The organism is Sorangium sp. So ce375 (assembly GCF_051473855.1).
Classification (GTDB): Bacteria; Myxococcota_A; Polyangia; order Polyangiales; family Polyangiaceae; genus Sorangium.
In genome coordinates, this window is the sequence record NZ_CP150335.1 from 2889965 (window position 1) to 2913900 (window position 23936).

Below are 23936 nucleotides of genomic sequence, written 5' to 3' on the forward strand. Positions count from 1 at the left end.
GGCGCGTGATCCATGCATGATCAGCGGACGATTCCGTAGCGGCGCGCGCGCTCGCCGCGGTCGCACACATCATGCGACGTGGGCCGAGCGCGGGCGGGGCGATGGCCGGACTTGTGCTCCACGAGGATCTTCACCCGCGGGCCGATGCGCACGGTGAGCGGGCCGGCGTGCTCGTGTACGTCGCCGTCACAGACGTAGTGGACCACGCCCGACCTGGCCTCGAGCACCGCGCGCCGGGCGATCTTCTCGAAGGTGTGCGCCTCGCCCATCGGCCGCGCTCGCCAGATGTCGGGCAGCTTCCTGACGAAGCCGAGCGCGGAGGTGTGGATGCCCAGCATGTGGAAGCTCTCCGGGCGCTCGTCGTGGCGGTGGAAGGGGCGGAACCCGAGGCCGATCTGGTCCACCGTGCCGGCGGCGACGGCGAGGTAGTCGCGGTCCGCGAACCCCGAGCCGTCCTCGAAGTGGACGCGGCCCTCCCAGCGCGCGGCGACCTGGGTGCCGGTGTTGAGCAGCACGGCGGCGCTCGCGCGGGCGAGGACCTTCGCGGCCCAGAGCGCGCTCCGCTCCTCGCTGCGGTTGTATTCGGCGATGAAGCCGTGGACGCACCCGGTGCCGAAGATGAAGCCGTAATGGGCGCCGATCTGCATCACGTGGCGCTCGATCCAGCGCAGCGGGTGCCGGCCGCGGTCGGTGTAGCGGGCGATGAGCCCGGCGAGCAGGCCGTCGGGGCGCCCGCGGGGGACGCCCACCGCGTTGGCCACGGTGTTCATCGTCCCGCCGCGCAGGAAGGCGATCGGCGGCAGCGGCTCGTTCTCGTAGACGTCGAGGAAGCCGGTGATGGTGACGTGGTTCGTGCCGTCGCCCCCCGAGATGCCGAGCACGTCGATCGAGAGCTTCCTGAAGTCCTCCGCGATCCGGGCGAGGTCCTCGCGGGAGCGCGCGGCGCGGACGACGCCGTGGTCGCCGAGCGCGCGCGCGAGCCGGACCGCCGCGCGCGGATCGCTCAGGTTCTGGCGTGAGCGGGGGTTGATGATGACGCCGATGCCGCCCATCTAGCGCCGGCCTCGCGGCGTCTTCCACCGCGGGTTGAGGTGGACCCGCACGACGTCGGCCATCAGGCCGATGTGGGCGCAGTGATCGGGCTTGTCGTCGCCGGTGTACCCGCGGACGTGGAAGTCGCCGCGGTCGAAGCGCTGGATCATGTCGAGGCCGAGCACGTCCGCGCGGGAGGATCCCCTCGGCTTGCCCCGCAGCGCCTGCACGATGAAGTTCGCCGTCTCCGCCGTCGACGCGTAGCCGGGCGGCAGGATGGAGGAGTGGCTCATGAACATGAACGCCTCGCCCGCCGCGGCGCGCCGGGCGAACGCGATGAACGGCTCGATCTGCGCCACCTTGAGCTTGTGCTGCTGCTCGTCGGCGTACCCCGCGTGGAGCGAGTCGAGCAGCACGAGGGCGTCGACCCGCTTGCCGGCCGGCTGCCGCAGGATCTGCTCGATGGCGCCGTAGCCCGCGCTCCACGACGAGAGGCCGAGCTTGCGGATGTAGGCCTTCTTCTTGCCGGTCTTCTTGGCCACGGCGCGCTCGATGCTGTCGAGCAGGTTCTCGAAGACGTACGGCGCCGAGAACGCGCTCGAGTAGGCGCCCGAGCCGATGCCCAGATCGATGCCGACGAGGACGGCGCCCTCGGCCGTCTTCACGAACTCCTTCCGGAGCGCGTCGTGGCCGTGGAAGTGGATGATGACGTCGAAGCCGCCGCGCTTCGTGACCCCGCCGCGGTGGGGCATGATCATCTGCCCGATCGAGGGCGCGCGGGACCACCCGTCGTAGACGCCCCAGCCCGGATCGGGCGTCATGCACGGGTTGATGTCCCCGCGGCGCTTCTTCGAGGGGGTGGCGCGGCTGCTCGTCGTCCCGGGCCTGTCGCGCCGCGCCGGGCCGCGCTCGCCGGCGTCCGAGGCCGCGCCGCCTGCGCCTGCCGCGCCGCCTGCGCCTGCCGCGCCACCTGACGGCGCGCCAGCTCCTGCGGCTCCGTCCACCGCGGGCGCGCCGCCCTCCGCCGGAGCGCTGTCGGCCTGGGGCGCGGCGGCCGGAGGGCTATCGGCCTGCAGCGAGGCGGCGTGCGTCGCGGGCGGACTGCCGTCGGCCTGCGGTGCGACGGCCTTCGGAGCAGCCGTGTCCTGCGCCGCTGCAGGGGGCGCGGCGAGCCACCAGGTGGCGGCGAGCAGCGAGAGGAGCGCCCATCGCCCGGGCGGCCGGCGGGCCTGCAGAGGGTGTCTCATGTCGGGAGCGCCTCCATTCCATGGAACCGCGTGCGGATCGAGCGCTCGGTGCACGGCCGTCGACGCGGTGTGTCCGCGGCGACACCTCGCCGGAGTTCCGCGGCTGTGCAGGGGGTGGGCGGGTCTCCCTGCGCCGGTCGGCGTCACCCCGGCGGCGGCTTCCCGTGGGTGAAGGCGGTGCCCGCGTCGGCGGCGGCGAGGATGCGCTCCTCGGCCTGGGATGCGAGCTTCTCGACCGCGGCCGCGGCGTCGGCGGGGGGCAGCGAGCGCAGGAACTGGATGAACTCCGGCTCGAGGCCGGGCTTCACGCCGCTCAGGACGAGCACGATGGGGATGGCCGGCTTCTCGACCTCGGCGAGCTCCGTGGTGCGGGCGCGCCAGCGGCCCGCCCCGAGGGCGAGGCGGAAGGCCCACTGCGCGCCGAGGCCGATGAGGAGGCCCGCCATGACGCCTGCGACGAACAGATCGGCGTCCCTCGGGGCGAGGAGGGCCGCGGAGAACCCGCCGATGGCCGCGCCGATCACGAGGCCGGGCTCGCCGCTGTTGTGCGCGGCGGCGGTCTTCAGGATCTCCGCGGCCTGCATGCCCGGGCGCCCGCTGCGGACCGCGTCGCGCAGCGGCAGCAGCGTCGCGAGCCGGCGCATCGAGGCGGCTCGCACGCCCAGGTAGCTGATGAAGAGCGCGCAGACCGTCAGCCCGACGCCGACGCTCACGGCCACGCGCCGCGAGAAGACGCCCTGAGGCAGCGGCTCGCGGACCATCGCGGTGAGCGCGCGCTCCCGGTCGCGCTCCGCGCTGGCCTTGAACGCGGCCTCGGCGTCCTTCGTCGCCTGCGCGACCTTGTCGGCGGGGATGTCGCCGAGCAGCGAGAGCAGCTGCTTCGCCGCCTCGAACTGCTCGGCCTCCGCGGCGCCTGGCGGCGTGATCGCGGCCGCCTTGGCGATGGCCTCCCAGGCGGGGATCGCGCCCACCCGCGCCCCCAGGAGCGCCTCGGTCGCCTCGCGGCAGCCCGCCAGGGTCTTGACCTGCTTGTAGAGCGGCTGGGCGGAGGCCCACGCGCCCTGCTTGTCCGGCTCCTTGGGCTTCGGCGGCGGCGGGGCGTTGCGCGGCGCGCGCGTCTTCGCGGTCGTCGTCGTCGGTGGCGGCGGCGGCGGCGCTGGGAGCGCAGCGCTCGGATCGGGCATGCGCGCCGATTTCGCGGCCTCCTTGAAGAGATCGATCTCGACGATCAGCTTCTCGCCGGCGAGGGCGCACGCCCGCGCCGGTGCGATGCGGGCCTCGGACTCCTCGGCCTGGCGTCGCGCGCCCGGATCGGGGACGAGCCTGCCCTCGACGGTGACGAGGCGGAGCACCGCCACGGCGATGCACAGGACGAGGATCGCCGAGGCGATGAAGGTGGCGCGGACCTCCTCGCGCCGGGTGTACTCGTTCACGCTGGCTCCCTCGGAAAGACCGGAGATGGGCAAGGCGCCGGCCGGGTCGGCGCGAGGTCGGCGCGCGCGAGCGCGGCCGCACGGCCGGAGCGGCACGAAGCGCCACGATCGGCGTCGCCACCGTGACGGCAGGGGGACACCGAAGGAGCGTGAGCCCGTCGCATGCAGTTCACCGTTTAAACCAGATGCCGGACCGATACCACAGGGTCGCTCGCGATGGAGTCCGCTGTGTCCTCGCGGCCTCGCGGCCTCTTGGCGTTACGGCGTCACGGCGTCACGGCGTCACGGTTGATTCCGCCGTCGGGCGCGGCGGTCGGCCGTCCTGGAACTTGCTCCGTCCCGGGGCTCTTCGTGTAAGGGTGCGGAGAAGGCGTGGAGGCTGCTGTTACATCCCACAAGCCCGTCGAGCACGCGGCCCCGGCGCGTCCCGCGCTGCCCGAGCAGGGACCGGAGGCGCCGAGGCGTGGCGCGTCCTCGGACGCGCCTGGTGAGGCGGCGTCATCCGGCGCGGGGGCGTCGTCTGGCGTGGAAGCGTCCGGCGCGGCGGCGGGAGGGGCGAACCGGGGTCTGTGGATCTCGTCGACCTATTTTGCCGAGGGCCTACCCTACGCGATCGCGCACAAGGTGGCGGGGGAGTTCTTCACGGCGGCGGGGGCGAGCCTCGAGATCATCGGGCTGACGTCGCTCTACGGGCTCCCGTGGAACCTCAAGTTCCTCTGGAGCCCGCTGGTGGACCTTCACGGCAGCTCGAGGCGCTGGCTCGTCGGGGCCGAGATCGCGCTCGCCGCGATCGTCCTCGGGCTCGCGGCGGCGGCGGACAGCGGCGCGATCTGGCTCGTTGCGGCGCTGTTCGGGGCCGTCGCCGTCGCCGCGGCGACGCACGACATCGCGGTCGACGGCTTCTACCTGCAGGCGCTCGACAAGGACGCGCAGGCGGCGTTCTCCGGGCTGCGGGTCGGCGCGTACCGGCTCGCGCTGCTCGCGGGCGCGCTGCTGGTCGCGTTCGCGGGATGGGCGTCCTTCGGCGCGGCGTTCGCCGTCGCGGCAGGCGGGCTCGCGCTGCTCGCGATCGCGCACGCCGCGGGGCTGCCGCGCCCGGCCGCGCCGCCCGGGGCCGGCGCCGCGCCCGGAGCCGGCGCCGCGCCCGGAGCGACCGGGCTGCGGCGCTACATCGAGCCGTTCCGCGCGTACCTGCGGCAGCCGCGGATCGCGTCGAGCCTGGCGTTCATCCTCTGCTACCGGGCAGGGGACGCGCTCATGTTCGCGATGTCGTCGCCGCTGCTGAAGAGCCTCGGCCTAGACACGTCGGCGCGAGGCAACGTGGCCGGGGTCGGGACGGTCGCCTCGATCGCAGGCTCGATCCTCGGCGGGGTGATCATCAAGCGGTGGGGGCTCTCGCGGACCATCTTCCCCATCGCGCTCGTGCAGAGCCTCGCGATCCTGCTGTACGTGGCGCTCGCGTGGGCGCGGCCGGCGCTCCCGTGGGTCGTCGCGCTCGTCACGCTCGAGCAGCTCGCCGCCGGCGTCGGGACGGCGGTGCTCGCGGTGTTCCTGATGCGGCGCTGCATGGACGGGTACAAGTCGTCGCACTTCGCGATCGGGTCGGCGCTCATGTCGGTCTCCGCGACGTTCGCCGGCAGCGTGAGCGGCTACCTGGCCGCCAGCGCGGGGTTCACGGCGTTCTTCGCGATCGCGTTCGCGGCGTCGCTGCCGGGGGTCGTCCTGTCGCGCCTGGTGCCGCGCGAGTAGCCGGAGGGGGGCCGGAGGGGCCGCGCTACCCGGCGCGCGCCCGCGAGCTCCACCGGAGCGCGTCGGAGAGGACGTCGGCGACGGCGGCGAGCGCATCGTCGCCGCCGATGCGCGCGATGAGCGGCGCGAGCTGCTCCACGCCGCCCCATCGGCTCAGGGTGGAGACGAGCGTGACCCGATCGGTCGCCTCGCCGAGGCTCATGGCGAACAGCCTCGCTGCGTCCGGGACCGACATCCAGGGCGCGCAGCTCACCACGCTCTCCAGACCGTCGGTGTCCCGGTCATCGTGGTAGGCAGCGACGGCGCGCGCCGCGACCTCGGGGCGCGACGGCTCGGGGGCGGCGCGGCACAGGGCCACGAGCGCCGTGATCCGCGTGTACTCCGAGCCGCCTCCGCCGCGCTCGGCGATGTCCACCGCTGCGTCGAGCCCGAGGACCTGGATCGCCTCGGCCGCGTGATCGCGCACGAGCCCCGCGGCAACCCAGGCCGGATCGAGCGCGGCCACTCCCTTGCGCGCTGCCTCGACGAGGGAGCGGCCGCCCTCGGTCGCCGCGGCGCGCAGCAAGGGGCGAGCGGCGAAGATGCCGCCCCCGCAGCGCTCCGTGATGACGTCGAGCGCGCACCCGGGAGCGCCGAGCTCGGCGAAGCGCACGGCCACGGCGCCGGGGGTCGGGAGGGCCTCGTCCAGCAACCTGCGGAGCTCGGCCGCCCCGAGAAAGGGGAGCAGCGCTGCGGTGCACGCATCGGTGTCGTGCCGCTCGGCGTCCTCGTCGTGATCGACGAGGATCGCGTCGAACGACGCGGAGACAGCGCGGGCGCGCTCCTCGTTGGCGAGCCGTGGCAGGAGCGGCGCCAGCGCGTTCGCGCGCGACGTCGGTGGCAGGGACATCGCGGCGTGAAAGAGGGCGAGCGCCTGGTCCGGGCCGAGCCCTTCCGCCGCGGCGAGCTGCGCGAGCGCGCCCCCCGGCCTCGCGCTCGAGAGCGCGCGCTCGATGGCCTGCTGGAGGAGCATTTCGGCCTCGGGTGGCGGCGAGAAGCTGGCGGCGGTGACCCACCTGGCCAGGTCGATCTCGTGCCCGTTCTCCTTGCGCCGTGTGGCCGACACCGCCCACCGCGCGAACGTCGCTGCCTCGTCCCTGGATGCCGCGCGCGCCGCGGCGAGCAACGCCCGCCCATCTTCCCCGCCATCGCCGCGCCACGCCGCGCCGGTCCGCCTCACGATGTCGCACGCTCGCCCGGTGATGCCCTCGCGGAGCGATGGAGAGGCGCGCTCGGCGCGCTCGGCGAGCGCGAAGAGCGCGACGGCGAGCGCGCGCTCCGTATCGTGCCACGCACCTTCGTCGGGCTGGTCTGCCTGTGGGGGCCATGCGTAGTGCAAGGTCGAGAGCGCGCCCTGCGCGATCGCGAGCCTCACGACGCTGGATACCGCTTCGGACGGGATCTCGAGCGCGTCCGACACGTTGAGCGGCGCCTCCAGGACGCGTCGCACGCGGGCCAGCTCCGCTCGGCGCGCAGCGAGATCGTCGCGTGAGCACGGCCACGCCCAGCGCGGGTCGCACAGCGGAAGGAGGTCGGCGTGCGGCGCGCCCGCGGTGGCGAGGTGATCGCCGGCGTAGCGACGGAGGTAGGTGACGGCGCCCCGCTCTGCCGTGTCGGCGCTCGTCCAGGCGCGAACGAGCTCTCGACCAGCCTCGGCGACCCGTCGTTCTGCGAGCGCGACGTGCTCGCGGTTCGCCTGCGCCCAGGCGGCACGCAGCGCTTCGTGACGGAAGCGGATCCGGCGACCCTCTTCGCACCCCTCGAGCACGGCATCGACGGCGTCTCGGTACGCGTCGAGCCACCCGGTCACCTCGGCGACCCGCGCGCCGAGGAGCTGCGCCAGCTCGGTGGCGTCGAGCGGCGCGAACGCGCACGCGAGGGTCGCCATGAGCATGTCTGACCGCGCTGCGCCGCCTTCGCGAAGCGAGATCGCGAGCGCCTCCACCTGGCCGCGTGGACCTGGGCCGTCGACCGCCACCCAGGCGAGCCTCTCGCGCAGCTGCGGGTCGATCTCCTCGAGGCGAAGCCCGTCGACCGGAATATAAGCCACGTGCTCGGGGCCGAAGCCGAGCCGCTCTGCCCACTGCTCGGCGACGCAGCGGGCACCCGAGACCGCCACCAGCACGCGCGCGGCGGGCCCTGGCTCGTCCAGCACCGAGCGGCCGGGATCGTCGGGCCAGTCCACGCATGCATCGGGCGCGATGAGGCCGACGAGGAGCTGTGGCTCGCCGTCCTCGCCGTCCCAGTTGATGATCCGGTTCACGAGGCTCGTGCGGACGCCGAAGTGGTGCGCGTCATACGGCGTGCCTTCGGGCCACGGGCCTGCCGAGAGCTGCGCGAGCGCCTCTTCCTCGAAGGCTGCGCCATGGACGCGTCCAGCATGGACGACGAGCTTCAACGTTCCAGGACTCGCGATCGAGCGGAAGAAGCGATCGACAACCGTGCTCTTTCCCGCGCCGGGCGGCCCATGGACGATGCACGCCGCCGGGCGGCCCGCCTCGTGCCAGGATCGCAGCGCTTCGAACGCTTTGGACTGACCTTTTCCAAAGAACCGTCCCACCATCGCGCTCCTGAGCCGGGGAAAGAGGCATCATCTTGGCCTGTACGCGCCGAGCTCGCCGCGCTTTCCGCCGCGAGCGCTCCCTCTGGACGTCCGACGCCGTCATCAGGGCGCGCCCTGGGCCTCGGTGAGCTCGTGCAGCCGCGTGTTCCCGGGATGGATGGCCGAGTAGAGTGTGCCGAACGCGTCCGCGCGGTCCCGATGCAAGAGCCCTCGTCCACCCTCTCCGAGCCGGATGCGCGTGCCGACCGCGCGCTGAGCCTCGTTTCCCTCGCCCTCCTGGCGCTCCAGGCCGCGCTCGACGCGCCCGCGTTCCCGCGCGCGACGCTCGCCGTCGCCGCGGCCGCGGTCCTGGTGGCGCTGCTCGCGGCCCGCGTGGCGCGGGGGCCGGCGCGCGCCGTCGCGGCGCTCGCGGCGTGCATCGTGGTGGCGATGCGCCTCGGCGTCGTCTGGCAGCTCGCCATGATCCTCGCGCTCGCGGCCTACGGCGGCCTCTCGCGGCTCGTGCCTGCGCTGCGCCCGCCCGAGGGCTGGCTCGCCGCAGGGCGGCTCCCGAAGGGCTGGACGGCGCTCGTCGGCGGCGTCACGCCGGGCGCGCTCGCCGGGTGGCTCGCGCTCACCCATCCCGACCTCCGCGACATCACCGGCTCGGAGCTGCTCCAGATGTCGACGCCGGCGCTCATCGCGGGGGGCGCGGTCTTCGCCGTGCTGAACGCCACGCTCGAGGAGGTGATCTGGCGCGGCGTGCTCCAGCCCAGCCTGACGGCGGCCTGGGGCGCGCGCGTCGCGGTGGTGCTGCAGGCCGCCTCGTTCGGCGCGCAGCACGCGCACGGGTTCCCGCGGGGCCTCCTGGGTGTCTTCCTGGCGGGCAGCTGGGCCGTGATGCTGGGCCTGTTGCGGCAGCATTCCCGCGGGCTCCTCGCGCCCGTGCTCGCGCACATCGTCGCGGACGCGACGATCGCCGCCCTGGTGATCGGCGTGCTCCGCTGAGCGCGTCAGGGCCGGAGGCCGAGCAGCTCGAACGCGCCCAGCAGCGCCGAGCGCGCCCACGACGCCCGGCTGCTCGACGCGCGCCGCGAGGCGGGGAGGCCCCAGAGCCGCTCGAAGTGCGCAGCGAACGCGGCCACGAAGGCCGGGTCGCGGGTCTCGAGATCGGTCTCGAGCCAGGCGCGCGAGAACGAGTTGGGCGTGAAGTTGGCCTGGCCGCCCACGAGCATCGGCCGAGCGCCCAGGCGCGCCGCGGTCTTGAGGTGCATCATCGCCCCGCCGCGCGAGTCGTGGACGCGCAGCGCGAAGCGGTCGGGCCACCGCGCCTCGGCCTCGATCGCGCGGGTGATCCCGTGGTGGTTGACCAGCCCGCGGATGAGCCACGCGGCCGCGGGCGGCAGCGGGAGCGCGTCGATGGAGTCGATCAGCACGCGCACCCGCGCGCCGCGCGCCGCCGCGCGCTCGAGCGCCTCGAGCATCGGCAGGTCGGACAGGTACGTGGTCGCGACGAGGAGCTCGTCGCCCGCCCCCGCGCCGTCGAACAGCTCCGACAGGCGCGCGCGGATCGCCTCGTGCTCGACGAGCGCGCACGTCTCGTCGCCCGCGGCCGTGAGCGCGCCGGGCGGGGGGAGGGGGACGCGCAGGCCGCCGGTGTACCCCGGCACCGGCGCGAGCGTGGGCGCCGGGGGGGCGCCTTCGCTCGCGGGATCGTCGGCCGCGCGCGCGGCGCCGCCGACGACGGCGAGCGCGTCGAGCGCGGCGCGGCCCTCGGCGCCGATCGCCTGCGGGATGGTGAGCGCCTCCTCGATCGCCGCGATCGCGACGCGCCAGAGCCGGCGGGCCGCGGCGCCCGTGAGCCAGAACAGGTTCTCGTGCCAGTCGTACGCCGCGTCGATGAAGTTGTGCGACGTGATCGCCCCGGCGCGCCCGCCGTCGATCACCAGGTTCTTCCGGTGGTCCTCGACGTTGTGCAGCACCTGCCAGCGGTTCTGGTGCTCGACCCAGTCCTCGATCGGCACGCGCACGCGCACGTGATCGAGGTGGAAGTTCATCCGGGGCAGGAGCCGGCGGCGCCGGTCGAACCGCGCGCCGAACAGGCAGGCGTTCAGCACGACGACGCCCGCGTCCGCGAGGCGCCTCCGCACCAGCGTGCCGCGGCGGCGCGTCAGGGCGGGGTTCGCAGGCGTGTTGCTGTCGAGGAGCACCACGACGGTCACGTCGGGCCGCGCGCGCTTCTTGGCGATCAGCCAGTCGGCGACCGTGTCGGCGTAGGGGAACGCGCCCGGGCGCGGCAGCAGCGTGGTCTGATCGCCGTTCGCCGCGAAGAGGTACATCTGCAGGACGACGCTCCGCTCGGCGGCCTCGATGAGGTCGCGGCACGCGGAGAGGATGCCGTGGCTGTCGCCGATGTACGCGAGCCCGGAGCTCACGTCGCATCCCCGCGCAGCGCGCGGCGCAGCACCCAGCAGAGGGGCCGCGCGCCCGCGAGCCCGCGGCCCTCCAGCTTGCGCGCGAAGCTCTCGGTGCCCAAGCGATCGGACTGCGTCGGGGAGCGCGCGCGGAGCCGCCGCCGCTGCGCCGCGTCGAGGCCCAGCTCGCTCCCGGCCGAGGACACAAGGCGGCGCCAGGCCTTGCCGACCACGCTGTCGACGTACACCAGGTAGGGCAGCGCGAGCGCCGTCTGGATCGCGGTGAGCCAGCGCGGGCAGCGCTCGTGGAGGTGCAGGAGCACGCGCTCGTCGATGGCGACGTGCGGCGCCTCCTCGCGCGCGTGCAGGGCCATGATCTCGGCGACGAGCGCCGCGCTCTGGTCGGGCCGGGCCTCGATCGCCTGCGGCACGAAGAGGGTGATCTCCTCGAAGTACCACGCGAGCAGGAAGAACGTGCCGGCCGGGGCCAGGCGCAGCGCCGCGTCGTCGCCCCGGCCCCAGCGCAGGAAGCGCGGCGGGGCCGCGTCGGTCGGGTAGAGATCGGGCCGGAGCCTGTGCAGGAGCCGGCGGAACATCTCCGCGTGCGTGCGCTCCTCGGCGACGAAGCGGGCGACGACGGGCGCGGACAGGTAGGGCGCGCGGTGGGCCGACCGCTCGAGGTACCGGATCACGTAGCCCTCGAAGTGGATGAACAGCTCGCACGTGAAGCACGCGAACAGCCGGTTGAGCGCGACGCGCTGGCGCTCGGTGAGCCCGAGGCCCGCGACATCCATGTAGTGCGCCTCGGGGATCACCAGCGCCTCGGGCGGGATCGGGCGCGTCCAGTCGACGCGGTCCCAGCGCCGTCGCACGGCCGCGTGGAGCCGGTCCTCGCCGGCGGCCGATCCGTCGTGGGGCGGCGTGCGAGGGCGGCCTTCGTGGCCGTCGGGCGCGGGATCGGTGGAGAGCTGGAGGCTCACGATGGGACGACCCTCTCGGTCGATGCGGCCCCGCGCTCGTCTGCGGCCGCGGGCGCTGGGCCGGCCGCGGGCGCTGGCGGCGACCACGTGGGCAGCTCGCACAGCCCGCCGCCCAGGAAGAGGTGGTGCCATAGCTGTGTGGTGACGACGGCGGTGTAGCTCCCGTCGGCGACGATGCGCCGCGGGGCGAGCGCGGGCAGGATCCGCTGGAAGCGCTGCTCGCGCGCGACCTTCGCGGGCGAGAAGTAGCCCGTCTTTCGCAGCGACTCGGGGCTCACGAGCTGCGCGACCCAGCGGGGCTGGGGCCCGAGCGCGCAGAGCGCGTGGGCCTTGAACATCCCCTTGGGCGGGTCGGCGACGTCGCGCGGGAGCACCCGCCGCGCCACCTCGCGCAGCAGCCACTTCTCGCGCAGCCCGCGGAGCTTGTACGCCGGCGAGAGGCCGCTGGAGAGCTCGACGAAGGTCTCGTCGAGGAAGGGATAGCGGTGCTCCACGCCCGAGCGCATCGCCACGCGGTCGCCCTTGCCCACCAGGAGGTGTCCGGCCAGCATCAGCTTGTACTCCACGTAGAGCGACCGGTTCAGCGGATCCCAGCGGCGCATCCGCGCTGGCGCGATGTCGAGCTCGGAGAACGGGTCGTGGCCCGCGACGCGCTCGGCCATCGTATCCGAATAGAACAGCCAGCGCGCGCGGGAGAGCGGCTCGTACAGATCGAGCAGGCTCGGGCGGACGTCGCCGAAATGCTCCTGGAACGTCGGCGCGGGCGTGCCGGGCGCCGCGAGGTCGGCCAGCGCCCCGCGGATGGCGCGCGGCAGGGCGGGGTGGACGCGGGAGAGGCGCTCCATGGCGCGGTGGGTCTTGTGCCAGACGTAGCCGCCCATCGCCTCGTCGGCGCCCTCGCCCGTGAGCACGACCTTGAACCCCCGGTGCGCGGCGCGCTCGGCCAGGAGGAGCACGCACCCGTCGGCCGTGTCCATCACGGGGCCCTCGGCCGCCTCCACGACGCGCGGGAGGGTCTCGAGGATCTCCGCGGGCGAGGGCACCAGGGTCTCGAGCTGCGCGCCGAGGCGCGCCGCGCTGCGGGTCGCGCGGCGGCGCTCGTCGGGCCCGGCGCCGTCGAAGCCGACGGTGAACGACGCGATGGGCGCATCGCCGCGGGCCTCCCGGGCGAGGCCGAGCACCAGCGTCGAGTCGAGCCCGCCGCTCAGGTACGTCGCCACCGGGCCGTCGGAGGCGAGGCGCCGCTGCACGGCGTCGCGCAGGCAAGCGCGCGTCTCCTCGATCAGCGCGTCGAGCGAGGCGACGCGCCGCTCCTCGCCCTGGGCCGGGAAATCCAGGTCCCAGTACCGCCGGTGCTCCACCGCGCCGCCCCGCACGCGCAGGTAGTGCCCGGGCCAGATCGAGCGCACGTCGCGGAAGCACGTCCGCCGCGTGCCCGCGGCGAACAGCGAGAAGACGTGGTCGATGCCCGCCGCATCGGCCTCGGGGCGCACGAGCCCGCTCGCGAGGATCGCCTTGATCTCCGAGGCCCAGAGGAGCCAGCCGCCCGCCACGGCGAAATGGAGCGGGCAGATGCCGATCCGGTCTCGGCCGAGCAGCAGCGTGCGCGCCTCGCGATCCCACAGCGCCACGGCGAACTGCCCGCGCGCGCGGGCGAAGGCGCCCTCGCCCGCGTCGAGGTAGAGCCCGGGCCACAGCTCGGTATCGCACCGCGTGCGCAGCGCGTGCCCGCGCGCCGCGAGCTCGCGGCGCAGCTCGGCGTGGTTGAACAGCTCGCCGTTGAACGAGGCCCACACGCGGCCGCGCGCGTCGGCCATCGGCTGGCGGCCGCCCGCGACGTCGACGATGGCGAGGCGCCGCGTGGCCATCGCGATCCCGGGCTCCGAAAAGGACGCGCCGTCGTCCGGGCCGCGGTGCCGCACGCTCGCCGCCATGCGGTCGAGGCGCGCCGGATCGAACGTGCGTCGCCCGGCGAGATCCAGCGCTCCGACGATGCCGCACATGATCGAGCGCTACCTCCCCGTGGCCCCGAGCAGCTGTCGCCGGAGCCAGCGCCACCCGAGGCGGGGGCCGAGGCGCACCGCGATGGCGCGCACGAGCGGCCGGCTCGCGCGCGCGTACGCGGCGTACCCGCGCCAGATCCGCAGCGCCGCGCGCTCGATCGCGGGCGCGTCGCCGCGCGCCGCGCAGGCGTCCATGAGCCGGGTGATCGCCTCGATCGACCACGCGGTGTGGCCCGACGCGGCGTTGTCGATGGTGTTGTGCAGGTCGAAGAAGTACGGGTCGATCCGGTGGCGCCGCAGGAGCGCGGCGGCCATCGCGTAGCCGCGCCCGATGCCGGCCATCTCGATCGCCAGGTTGAGGCCGAGCAGCTCGGGCAGGAGCTCCGTGGACCCTTGCGCGAACGCGAGCCAGAGCACGGGCATCGAGAACGCCTGCGGGAGGAGATCGGGCCGCTCCACGAACGCGCGCGCGTCGCACGGCGGCAGCGTCACCCCCTGCTCCGCGAGCGCCCTGCGCAGCACGTTGCCGTGGTGCTGGGCGGGCACGCCCGCGCCGAGCTCGTCGCGGTAGATCCGGAGCAGGAGCGGCGCGACCGGCGTGTGGAACGCGCCGGGGGCGGTCGCGCCCTGGAGCCAGGCGCCGTCGATCACCGCCGCCGGCGCGAGCTGGGTGAGCAGCCAGACGGCCTCGTCGCGCGTGATCTCGCGCGCGATGCCGGCGTCGTCCGTGGGTTGCGCGCCGTCGCGCGCGTCCCCGAAGGTCTGCTCGCGCAGCCGCGCGTCGACCCAGCGCGAGAGCCCCGCGGCGGACCAGGGCCAGCGCCCGTCCGCGGCGAGCCGGGCGGGGGACACCTCGCTGTGCACCTCGCGGAGGGTCCCCTCGACGTGCGCCCGCGCGAGCTCTCCCGCGCCGCGGTCCACGTCCCCGGGCCCGCGGGCGCAGAGCAGCCGGTGGTACAGCTCCGGCAGAGGGAGCCCTGCGCGCATTCGCCCGCGAGGGGAGGATCCTCGACGATCCGCGTCGATCGAGGCCCCCTCGTGACCGATGTGCGGCGAGCCCTCGGGCTCCTCCGCGCCGCGCGTCGTGTGAAGGGGAGCCGGAGGCTCCGGCGCCTCGGCCAGCGCGCGGATCCACGCGCGCATCACGTCGACCTCGGCCTCGGTGAACACGCCGAACATCGGCCCGCCGAACTGCACCGAGCGCGTGACGAGCGGGCTCTCGTCGGGCCTCCCCGGCACGATCCACGGCGAGCGCGCGAGGCGCAGGAGGGTGCGGCGCGCGTCGAGCCGCGCCGGATCGAGCGCGTCGTCGAGCGCCTGCCCGTCGATCCGGACGCGGCCGTGAAATCCGAACGCGTGGTGCGCCTTCGCCTCGACGAGCGCCAGCATCGCCTCCCACGCGGACGGCGCGGCGGCGGGCCCGAGCGACGCGATCCACGCGCGCCGCGCGGCCCAGAGCGACCGCGCGCCGCGCCACACGCGCGACAGGTCCGGCGCCCCGCCCGAGGCGTGGGCCTCGAGGCACCGCCGCGCGAGATCGCGGGCCCGGCGGGCCGCCTCCGATCCCTCCGCGTGCTCGGCGAAGTACAGGCCGTCGCAGCGCGCGCGCGACGCGGCCCGGCGCACCACCGCGGGCGGGCCCAGCACCGTGGCCGCCGCGTGGTGGCCCAGCGCCTCGGGCAGCCCCGCATCGCCGAGCTGCGCGACGCGGAGCCCGGGGATCGCGAGCGCAAAGTCCGCGTCGGCGAGGCGAACGGCGCGCTCGAACCCGGGGTTCGCGAGATCGGGCAGCGGGAGCCCCGCGGCGGCCAGCGCGGCGCCGTACAGGGCGCCGTGGTGCCGCGCCGGGTCGCCCTCGCCGCACTCGAGATAGTAGGCATCCAGGCAGGCCGCGCCGAGCGCGCCGCCCGCGTGGCGCACGCGCACCGCCGCGGCGAGCCAGCACCCGTCGAGCAGCGCGGTCGGCGCGTAGCCGAGCAGGACCCGCGCCGGGTCGACGCCCTCGTCGCCGGGCGCGCCGCCTCGCTCGTCCTCGTCGCGGAGCGCGGTCAGGGCCGCAAAGAGCGCCTCGATGCCGCCGGGCGCCGTGGTTTCCGGCTGCGGCGCGGGCTCACCCGCGAGATCCTCCGGGGTCGGCTCGCCGGCCCGCAGCCTGCGGTAGATCGCGCGCGGCGACGCGTTCGAGGCGCGCGACCGAGCGCTCGCCGCGCGATCCGGTGCCGGGGGTTGAAGGGCGTTCATACGACCCGACGACGCAGGCTGCCGGCGTCTACCCGCATCCGAACGAAGTTATGCGGGCGCGCGAGCGGCGTCCACACAGGGCACGGATCTCACGCGAGCCGCTGCAGGAGCCCCGCGAGCCCCAGCGCCACGAGCGCCCACCCGAGGCCGCGCACCAGCTGCCCGTGCCACGCGCCGAGCCGCTCGCGGTAGCGCGCCAGCAAGCGCCCGAGCGTCGCGAACCAGCTCACCACGCCCACGGCTGCGCCCACCGCGAGCGCGACCGCGTGGGCCGGCGCGACGGCGGGCGCGAGGGCAGGGTACGCGCGGAGCACGGCGCACGACGCGATCCACGACGCCAGGAACGACGGGTTGAGCGCGACGAGGACGAACCCGGTCAGGAGCGCCGATGTCGCTCGCTCCGAGGCGGGGGCCTCCGAGGCGCGCCGCGGCGCGAGCGCCAGGGCGAGGCCCATCGCCACGACGAGCGTCGCGCCGCCCGTGCGCAGGGCGCGATCGAGCGCGGGGTGCGCCTCGAGGACCCACCCGAGCCCGCGCGCCGCGGCGAGCGCCCAGAGCCCCTCGGCGAAGGCTCCTCCGATGGCGAGCAGCAAGACGCGCCGGGGCTGCCCCGCGAGCGCGGCGGCCACCAGCAGCACGGCCAGCGGCCCCGCCGCCGGGATCGATCCGAAAAAACCGAGCAGGAACCCCACGACGAGCGCGAGCGCCATGGTTCATCCGAAGCGAGGTGTGCGGCGGTGAACTTCACTGGATCGCCCGCGGCGCGCCGCGGGGGACGGGCGCGGGGGCGAGACGCGGGCGTCAGGCGGTTCCAACCCGATCGTCGCATTAGCGCAGCGCCAGCGTGAACGCGAGCCCGAGGCTCACGCGCAGATCATGGACCGCCTGCACATCCAGGGCGGGCGGCAGCAGCCGGTACTCGCCCTCGAGCACCGCGGCGATGGGTTGATCGTCGATCGCGGCCAGGATCCTCTCGACGTGCGCGGCCGAGCGCACGAGGACTCGCCAGCGCCCTTCGCTCGTCCAGTGCGGGACGACGTCGCCTCGACCATCGAAGACCGTCAGCCCGTCGCCGCTCTGGAGGCGCAGCCGCAGCGAGCCCGCGGTCATGGGCGCGATCCGGTGCACCACCCTGGGCTCACCGAGCGTGCGGCGCGCGGGCGCGGCCAGGGGAGAGGGGGACTCGGCGTAAGCGTCGACGTCGTAACGGACCCCGAGCCCGATCTCGAAGCTGCGGCCCGCCTCGCCCGTGCGCCACGGATCGAGGATCGCCGTGGCGCGCGCCACGCCGAGCCGGACCAGCGGCGCCGACGATCCGTCGCCTTGGCGCTGCGGGATCGAGGGGATGCTCACCCGGCCCACCTCGGCTTCCACGCCGATATCGAAGGGGAAGGGGACCGCGATCGGCGGCGACATCGGCAAGACCACCCGCGGCGATTCGTCGTGCCGCAAGAACGATGCGCCGTACAGCGCCGCGTCGAGCGCGGGCACGCCGTCGAGCGCCTGCCCCGCCGGAGACAGCCGGCCGGCGAGGACGCGGTGATCCGACTGCCAGATCACGCGGCCAGGCCCGGAGCCCGTCACGCTGCGCGCGCGGTAGGACAGGCCCGCGTCGATCTCGGGCTCGAGCTCGATCGCCCCGCCCGCGCCCCGGTGCAGCGCGGACGCGACGCCGAGCCACACCCGGCTCGCCGGGTCGAAGCGCACGCGGAAGCGCCGGCCCTCCTCGGAAACAGCCGTATCGCCGTCGCCGGCGCGCTCGCTCTCCTCGCGCGCCGGCTCGGCGCGGCCGGCGCGCGGGGAGAGCGCCGCGGCCGCCGCCATGACGAGCAGCGCGGCGAGGCGGCGCCGAGCCGTCACGGCTCCTCGAAGGCGGGCATCGGCTCGAACACCCGCGGGGGAGCCCAGAACGACACCCGGATGCCCGCGGAGGCCTTGATCTCCACGTCGCGAACGTCGTTGTTGATGTCGTTGCGGCTCACCCCCATCGCGGCGAGCCGCAGCGAGATGGGCTGATCGTTGATCGCGAGGAGGATGCCCTCGTAGGCGATCATGGCCTCGAGGCGGTTCATCACCTCTCCCGTCCCGCCCCCGGCGGCGATGCTCGGGCGCCGGTAGGTGAACGCGGTCGACAGCGCGTGGAGGCCGCCCTCGCCGAGGCTGAAGCGCGATTTGATGGCGCTGGTCGGGCCGATGTACAGAGCGCCGGTGTCCAGGCCGTCGTCGATCTCCGAGCGGTGTTCCCAGTACTCCCCCAGATCGGCGCCCGCCTCGATCCGGATGTGGCTGTACATGTCGTTCGACTGCCACGGATTCCACGCCAGATGGACCTCGCCGAACTCCACGTCGAGCGTGTCGCGGCGCGCGGGAGGGCGGTCGTTCACCGACACCACCCGGAAGCCCCAGCCCATCCGCGGCGAGATCGCGTATAGCCGCGGCTTGCCCACGAAGGTGGTGAGCCAGTGGGCCGGCCGCCGGTGCAGGTGCTGGTAATCGTAGCTGAAGAGCACCCCGGAGAGCTCGAGATCGTCGAACGTGGCCGCCCCCTCGAGGATGTGCATGTCATGGCGGGCGCGGGAGCGCGTCGAGAGCACGCTCAGGTGGATGCCGGCCTCGGCCCTCCCGCGGCCCATGGGGAAGCTCGCGGGCACGGGGAGCCCGTTGTTGCCATGGAACGTGGGCAGCCAGGACGCGCCCAGGTAAAGCCGGTTCAGGAGGTCGAACTTGACCTGAAACGCCTTTCCCTCGGCCGAGCGCGCGTAGCCCGGCGGCGCCTCGGGGATCGCGGCGACGAGGCGGGCGCCGCGCGCGGTCAGGGCCCTGTAGGCCGAGGCGTCTTCAACCACGTCGCACGGCTGCACCTTGTCGAGCGCGCCGCCGTCGTAGGCCAGGTGATCGGGCGCGACGAGGCAGCGCTCGCCCTCCGGGCCTGGCTCGCACTGAACGCGCACCGTGCCGCCGTTCGGGGAATGGATGCAGCGAACGGGCTTGTCCCAGGAGAGCTGCGGCGGCTCGTCGGGACGGGCAGGCGCGGACCAGAGCATCGCCGCCGACAGGGGGGCGAGCAACGCGTGAATCCGAGGCAGACGTCGTCTCAAAGCACCCTCACGAGGCAAAGGAGCTGCATGGCGGCAAAGCCGCCCGCGCTGTACGCGAGCGATTCACCAGGCGCTTCGCGGGCGCCGGAGGCGACAAAGCACGCGTCGTGCCCTGGGACACGGTGCCGGAGCACATGCCGCGCATCCGAGAATTCCGAGAATTCCGAACGTTCCGACTTCTTCGAGAGGGGCGAGGTGCGAAGCGGTCAGCGCGGCGACCGCCGGATGGGGAGCAATGCGTTACCCAGGCGCGCAGGGTTCTTCACAGCAGGCTGCGGGCGCCTCGCCATCGGCGGTCGCGGCGGCGCCGTCGTGCGCGTCACGACCCTGAACGACGCTGGCGTCGCGAACCAGCTCGCCGCGCCCGTCGCGAGCGCGACCGCGTGGACCGGCGGGAGGGTAGGGTACGCGCGGAACGGGGCGCACGACGCGAGCCACGACGCCAGGAACGACGGGTTGAAGGCGACACTCGCGAGCCGTCCATCAGGACACGCGAGCTGGCCATCAGGACACGCGAGCGGTCCATCAGGACACGCGAGCGGTCCATCAGGACACGCGAGCTGGCCATCAGGACACGCGAGCGGTCCATCAGGACACGCGCCCGCCCATCAGGACACGCGAGCCGGCTATCAGGACACGCGAGCCGGCTATCAGGACATCCCACATCCGCTCTTTCCCTCCGGTCCCTGCCGCTCGCGTCCGGATCGTGCGTCTGCTCTGGACAGCGTTCCCAGCGGACTCATCTTCGCGTCTCCGCGCCGCGCCCGGAGGGGGCGTGGGACGCAGGAGGAGGGGTCGAGCACTCATCAATGGCAAAGCAGGGAAAAGACTACGATCGCTGGGTCAAGGCCGCCGCCGAGCTGGGGCGGACCGACAACCCGCTGAGCCTGCCGTACGACATCGCTGTTCGCGAGGCCGTCACCGCCGCGGCATTCGTCAAGAAATACTGGGAGCCTGACGGCGAGCGCCCGGGCCTCAAGCGCGTCAAGCGCCGATTGCCCGCCTCGAGCAGCGACGATCTGCTCTCCATCGTCCATGCCGTGCAGGAGGCGCAGACTCGGCTGCTCCTCATCGTCGACCCCGCCGTGGCCGACGTCGGAGAGCGCGCCAGGTTCGTCGTCGATGAGCTCGAGTCGACGCTCGAGTTCCTGCTCGACGACGACATCGACGAGCCCGCCGACGCGCAGCTCGCCCGCATCAAGGACTTTCACGCGCAGGACGGCCAGCGCTCCAGCGCCCTCTCCCAGGCGCTCCGCGACTACGCGGGGCTCGCGGCGTCGCTCGAGGACCGCCTGGTCGAGGCAGACGAGGAGTTCGATGTCCGCCTCATCGCCGAGGCCAGGAAGCTCGCGGAAGACCTGCAACGGCGGGCGCTGGAGACGATCCCCGACGGCGACACCTCGGCCGCCGTGGCCGCGATCCGCAATCAGCTCCTTCACCTCATGATCGAGCGCGTCGGCGCCATCCGGAAGACGGCGGCGCACGTCTTCCGGCGCCATCCGGAGATCGTCCGAGAGGTCACGAGCGCCTACGAGCGGCGCCGCCGCGCTGCAGCGCGGCGGGAAAAGGCCCGCAAGACCGCAGCGGGCAGGGCGGCGGACAACCGGCCCGGCGCAGCGCCTCCGCTTCCGCACGCGGCGTCCGCGACATCGGCCGGCGCTCAGCCCGCGTAAGCCCGACGTCCCCGTCCGCGCCGCGCTCTCTCTCCGTACCTGCGGTGCGTCCGTCCTGCGTGACAACTTGACAACCCCACCCGTGGACCGGGCGCGTCTTGTGATCCGTGCTCCCGCCCGCTTGCGCCCCGCCCGCGACCGGCGCAACCCTCGGGCTCATGCAGACCCGCGCGCGTCACCTGCCGCTCCCGCGCTCCGCCGGGCCGATCCTGGCCGCCGTGGCCGCGGCCCTCTCTCTGTCCGGGCCGAAGCCCGCCCCGGCAGCTCCGCCCGAGGCGACGGCGTCGCCACCGAAGGCCGCGCCAGCCGCAGCCCCGGCGTCCGCGCCGGCCGCGGCCCCAAAGGCCGCGCCAGCCGCAGCCCCGGCGTCCGCGCCGGCCGCGGCTCCGAAGGCCGCGCCAGCCGCGGCCCTGAATCCCACGTCGTCGCCAACGTCCGCGCCGGCCGCTGCGCCGAACCCCGCGGCGGCTTCGGCTCCGAAGGCCGCTCCCACCGCGCCTCAATCCGCGGCCTCCCAGGCGCCGAAGCTCGACATCCCGTACACGAAGTACACCCTCAAGAACGGCCTTACCGTGATCCTCCACGAGGACCACGCGCTGCCGCTTGTCGCCCTGAACCTGATGGTCAAGGTCGGCTCGCGGTTCGAGGAGCCCGGTCGCACCGGCTTCGCGCACCTGTTCGAGCACCTCATGTTCATGGGCACGCACCGCGTCCCCACGAAGCAGTTCGACGCCTGGATGGAGGCCGAGGGTGGCTGGAACAACGCGTGGACCAGCCAGGACCGCACCGACTACCACGAGGTGGCGCCGGCCCACGCGCTGCCGCTCCTGCTCTGGCTCGAGGCCGACAGGTTCGCGTCGCTCGCGGACAGCATGGACCTCACGAAGCTCAACGCGCAGCGCGACGTCGTGCGGAACGAGCGCCGCCAGACGAGCGAGAACGAGCCGTACGGCAAGGTCGAGCTCCTCCTGCCCTCGCTGCTCTTCCCGGAGGGACACCCCTACCACCACCCCGTGATCGGCTCGCACGAGGACCTCCAGGCCGCGACGGTCGGCGACGTCACGGCGTTCTTCCGGCGGTGGTACGTGCCGAACAACCTCTCCCTCGTCGTGGCCGGCGACTTCGATCCGCAGAAGACGCGCGACCTCATCGAGAAGTACTTCGGCGGCATCCCGGGGCAGCCGATCCCCGCGTCGACAACGCCCCCGCCGGCGAAGCTGAGCGGCGTCGTGCGCAAGACGATCGAGGACAACGTGAACCTGCCCAAGGTCGTCATGGCCTGGCACAGCCCCGCGCACTTCGCGCCGGGCGACGCCGAGCTCGACCTCCTCGCCACGGCGCTCGAGCAGGGGAAGGCGAGCCGCCTCTACAAGGCCCTCGTCTACGACAACCAGCTCGCCCAGGAGGTGAGCGCTGTCCAGAACTCCGGCGATCTCGGCTCGACGTTCACCGTCGAGGCGATCGCGCGGCCGGGCGTGCCGCTCGAGAAGCTCGAGGCCGCCATCGACGCCGAGCTCGCCAGGGTGCGCGACGCGAAGCTGACCCGCGAGGAGCTCGACCGGGCCAAGAACCAGTACGAGACCGGCTTCGTGACGGCGCTCGAGTCGGTCGCCGGCCGGGCCTCGATGCTCAACCGGTACGAGACGTCGAAGGGCCAGCCCGGGTTCGCGGAGCAGGATCTGAAGCGCTACCGCGACGCGACCGCGGAGTCGGTGCAGGCCTACGCGAAGAGCACGCTGGACCCCAACGCCCGGGTGATCCTGCGGGTCGTGCCGAAGGGCAGCGAAGAGGCGAAGAAGGCGGTGACGAAATGAGAGCGACGCACGCAGGCGCGATGATCGCGCTGGTCGCCGCGGCCCTCGGCTGCGAGCCGAGGACGCCGGCGCAGTCTGCTGCCCGGGCGGAGGCGCCGCGGCCGAGCGCCCCGCCGGCGGCCGCGAAGCCCGCGGACCCGCTCGGGCCCAAGCCGGAGCTGCCCAAGCCGGAGCCGTTCACGCCGCCGGCGCCGGTGGTGCTCGACGGACCGAACGGCTCGAAGGTGTGGCTGCTCGAGCGCCACACCCTGCCGGTCGTGTCCGTGGCCGTCGCCGTCGCGTCGGGAGCGGCGGACGATCCGAAGGGCGCGGCGGGGCTCGCGCACATCACCGCGGACATGCTCGACGAGGGCGCGGGCACGCGGAGCGCGGTGGAGCTGTCCAGCGCGATCAACGACCTCGGCGCGACGCTCTCGGTCGGGGCGCGCGCCGACGGCAGCGTCGCGACGCTCTCCGTGCTGAAGAAGAACTTCGACAAGGCGTTCGCCCTGCTCGCCGACGTTGTCGCGCGCCCGCGCTTCGAGGCGAAGGAGTGGAAGCGCGTCAGCGAGCTCTGGCAGAACGATCTCAAGAAGCGCGGAGACGACGCGACGCGGGTCTCGGGGCTGGTCTCGATGGCCGCGCTCCATGGACCGGGCACGCCGTACGGGCACCCCGTCGACGGCCTGGTCGCGGACGCCAAGTCGATCGGGCTCCCGGCCGTGAAGGCGTTCTACAAGGCGGCGTGGCGCCCCGATCGCGCGGTGATCACCGTGGTCGGCGACATCACCCGGGACGAGGTGCTGCAGGCGCTCTCGCGCGATCTCGGGACGTGGTCGGCGAAGGGCGCGACGGCGGCCGCGAAGGGCGCGACGGCGGCCGCGAAGGGCCCGGCGGCCGCAGCGCCGGGGACGAAAGGCCCGGCGGCGAGCGCCGCGTCGGCCGCGCCGGCCTGGAAGCCGCCGCGGCTGGTGCTCGTCGATCGCCCGGGGGCGCCGCAGTCGGTGATCGCGACCGTGCGCGAGGGCGTCGCCGCGAGCGATCCGCGGCGGCCGCTGCTCCAGCTGATCAACACCGCGCTCGGCGGCTCGTTCACGTCGCGCTTGAACCAGAACCTGCGCGAGGATCACGGCTGGTCCTACGGCGCCGGCTCGTCGTTCACCGAGACGAGGCTGCCGGGCGCCTTCGTGGCGCGGGCCTCCGTGGTCACCGAGGCGACCGGACCCGCCCTGAAGGAGATGCTCGCCGAGCTCGCCAAGATGGCAGACTCCGGGCTGACCCGGGACGAGCTCGCCAAGGTGCAGGCGCAGGACCGCTCGGATCTCGTCTCCGCCTACGAGACCGTGAGCCGCACCGCCCAGCGCCTCGGGACGCTCGCGCGGCTGGAGCTGCCGGAGACGTTCGACCGCGAAGCCAGCAAGGCGCGGCAGGGCGCGACGCTCGCGACCGTCGTGGAGCTCGCGAGGGCCGTGGATCCGAAGGGCGCGACCGTCGTGGTCGTGGGACCGCGGCAGGAGATCCTGCCGCAGCTCCAGGCGATCGGCCTCGGCGAGCCGGAGGCGTGGGACGTCGAAGGGCAGCCGATCCCGCCGAAGAAGGAGCCCTGAGCGGCGCGCCCCTCGCCGAGCGCTCCTCCCGCGGCGCAGCGGGAGGAGCGGGCGGTTTGTCATGCAGCGGGAAGAGCGGGCGGCG

16 protein-coding genes are annotated in these 23936 nt (G+C 74.2%); 5 read left to right on the forward strand and 11 right to left on the reverse strand.

What is annotated here, in order from left to right:
• Window positions 1-20 precede the first annotated feature (20 nt).
• The 3 genes from WME90_RS11025 to WME90_RS11035 all read right to left on the reverse strand — a co-directional run bounded on the left by WME90_RS11025 (window position 21) and on the right by WME90_RS11035 (window position 3712).
• A complete protein-coding gene (locus tag WME90_RS11025) occupies window positions 21-1052 on the reverse strand; it encodes a diacylglycerol/lipid kinase family protein (RefSeq protein WP_437281052.1) in 1032 nt (343 codons plus the stop codon).
• Window positions 1053-2279 (reverse strand): hypothetical protein, encoded by a 1227-nt coding sequence (locus WME90_RS11030; protein ID WP_437281053.1) that lies wholly within the window; start codon window positions 2277-2279, stop codon window positions 1053-1055.
• A gap of 143 nt (window positions 2280-2422) precedes the next feature.
• On the reverse strand, window positions 2423-3712 hold the full coding sequence (locus WME90_RS11035; RefSeq protein ID WP_437281054.1) for a hypothetical protein: 1290 nt from the start codon (window positions 3710-3712) through the stop codon (window positions 2423-2425).
• Window positions 3713-4084: 372 nt separating this feature from the next.
• Between WME90_RS11035 and WME90_RS11040 the strand changes: the two genes are divergently transcribed.
• The gene (locus WME90_RS11040) at window positions 4085-5461 is read left to right on the forward strand and encodes an MFS transporter (protein WP_437281055.1); all 1377 of its coding nucleotides are present in this window, start codon (window positions 4085-4087) and stop codon (window positions 5459-5461) included.
• Between the two features lie 25 nt (window positions 5462-5486).
• On the opposite strand, the gene WME90_RS11045 is transcribed toward WME90_RS11040, so the two are convergent.
• Window positions 5487-8063, reverse strand: a complete 2577-nt coding sequence (locus WME90_RS11045; RefSeq protein ID WP_437281056.1) for a hypothetical protein — start codon at window positions 8061-8063, stop codon at window positions 5487-5489.
• A gap of 198 nt (window positions 8064-8261) precedes the next feature.
• Between WME90_RS11045 and WME90_RS11050 the strand changes: the two genes are divergently transcribed.
• Window positions 8262-9050: a CPBP family intramembrane glutamic endopeptidase gene (locus tag WME90_RS11050; protein WP_437281057.1), complete on the forward strand. Its 789-nt coding sequence runs from the start codon at window positions 8262-8264 to the stop codon at window positions 9048-9050.
• A gap of 5 nt (window positions 9051-9055) precedes the next feature.
• Here the strand turns inward: WME90_RS11050 and WME90_RS11055 are convergent, their stop codons facing one another.
• The 7 genes from WME90_RS11055 to WME90_RS11085 form a co-directional block, all read right to left on the reverse strand.
• Window positions 9056-10477: a phospholipase D-like domain-containing protein gene (locus WME90_RS11055; RefSeq protein ID WP_437281058.1), complete on the reverse strand. Its 1422-nt coding sequence runs from the start codon at window positions 10475-10477 to the stop codon at window positions 9056-9058.
• Window positions 10474-11436, reverse strand: coding sequence for a diiron oxygenase (locus WME90_RS11060; protein WP_437281059.1), 963 nt, complete (start codon window positions 11434-11436; stop codon window positions 10474-10476). Before WME90_RS11060 ends, WME90_RS11055 begins: the two co-directional genes overlap by 4 nt.
• On the reverse strand, window positions 11433-13439 hold the full coding sequence (gene asnB, locus WME90_RS11065; protein WP_437281060.1) for an asparagine synthase (glutamine-hydrolyzing): 2007 nt from the start codon (window positions 13437-13439) through the stop codon (window positions 11433-11435). The genes WME90_RS11060 and asnB overlap by 4 nt, the downstream gene beginning before the upstream one ends.
• A gap of 9 nt (window positions 13440-13448) precedes the next feature.
• Window positions 13449-15680 carry an iron-containing redox enzyme family protein gene (locus tag WME90_RS11070; protein WP_437281061.1) on the reverse strand — a complete coding sequence of 744 codons (2232 nt, stop codon included), beginning with the start codon at window positions 15678-15680 and terminating at the stop codon, window positions 13449-13451.
• A gap of 89 nt (window positions 15681-15769) precedes the next feature.
• Complete coding sequence (locus tag WME90_RS11075; RefSeq protein WP_437281062.1) at window positions 15770-16390, reverse strand: LysE family transporter; 621 nt, start codon at window positions 16388-16390, stop codon at window positions 15770-15772.
• Between the two features lie 118 nt (window positions 16391-16508).
• The gene (locus WME90_RS11080) at window positions 16509-17540 is read right to left on the reverse strand and encodes a hypothetical protein (protein WP_437281063.1); all 1032 of its coding nucleotides are present in this window, start codon (window positions 17538-17540) and stop codon (window positions 16509-16511) included.
• On the reverse strand, window positions 17537-18748 hold the full coding sequence (locus tag WME90_RS11085) for a hypothetical protein (RefSeq protein ID WP_437281064.1): 1212 nt from the start codon (window positions 18746-18748) through the stop codon (window positions 17537-17539). Before WME90_RS11085 ends, WME90_RS11080 begins: the two co-directional genes overlap by 4 nt.
• Window positions 18749-19587: 839 nt before the next feature.
• Here WME90_RS11085 and WME90_RS11090 point away from each other — a divergent pair.
• The 3 genes from WME90_RS11090 (at window position 19588) to WME90_RS11100 (ending at window position 23851) form a co-directional block, all read left to right on the forward strand.
• Window positions 19588-20451, forward strand: a complete 864-nt coding sequence (locus WME90_RS11090; RefSeq protein ID WP_437281065.1) for a hypothetical protein — start codon at window positions 19588-19590, stop codon at window positions 20449-20451.
• Between the two features lie 158 nt (window positions 20452-20609).
• Window positions 20610-22265: a M16 family metallopeptidase gene (locus WME90_RS11095; RefSeq protein WP_437281066.1), complete on the forward strand. Its 1656-nt coding sequence runs from the start codon at window positions 20610-20612 to the stop codon at window positions 22263-22265.
• The gene (locus WME90_RS11100; RefSeq protein ID WP_437281067.1) at window positions 22262-23851 is read left to right on the forward strand and encodes a M16 family metallopeptidase; all 1590 of its coding nucleotides are present in this window, start codon (window positions 22262-22264) and stop codon (window positions 23849-23851) included. The genes WME90_RS11095 and WME90_RS11100 overlap by 4 nt, the downstream gene beginning before the upstream one ends.
• Window positions 23852-23936: the final 85 nt, after the last annotated feature.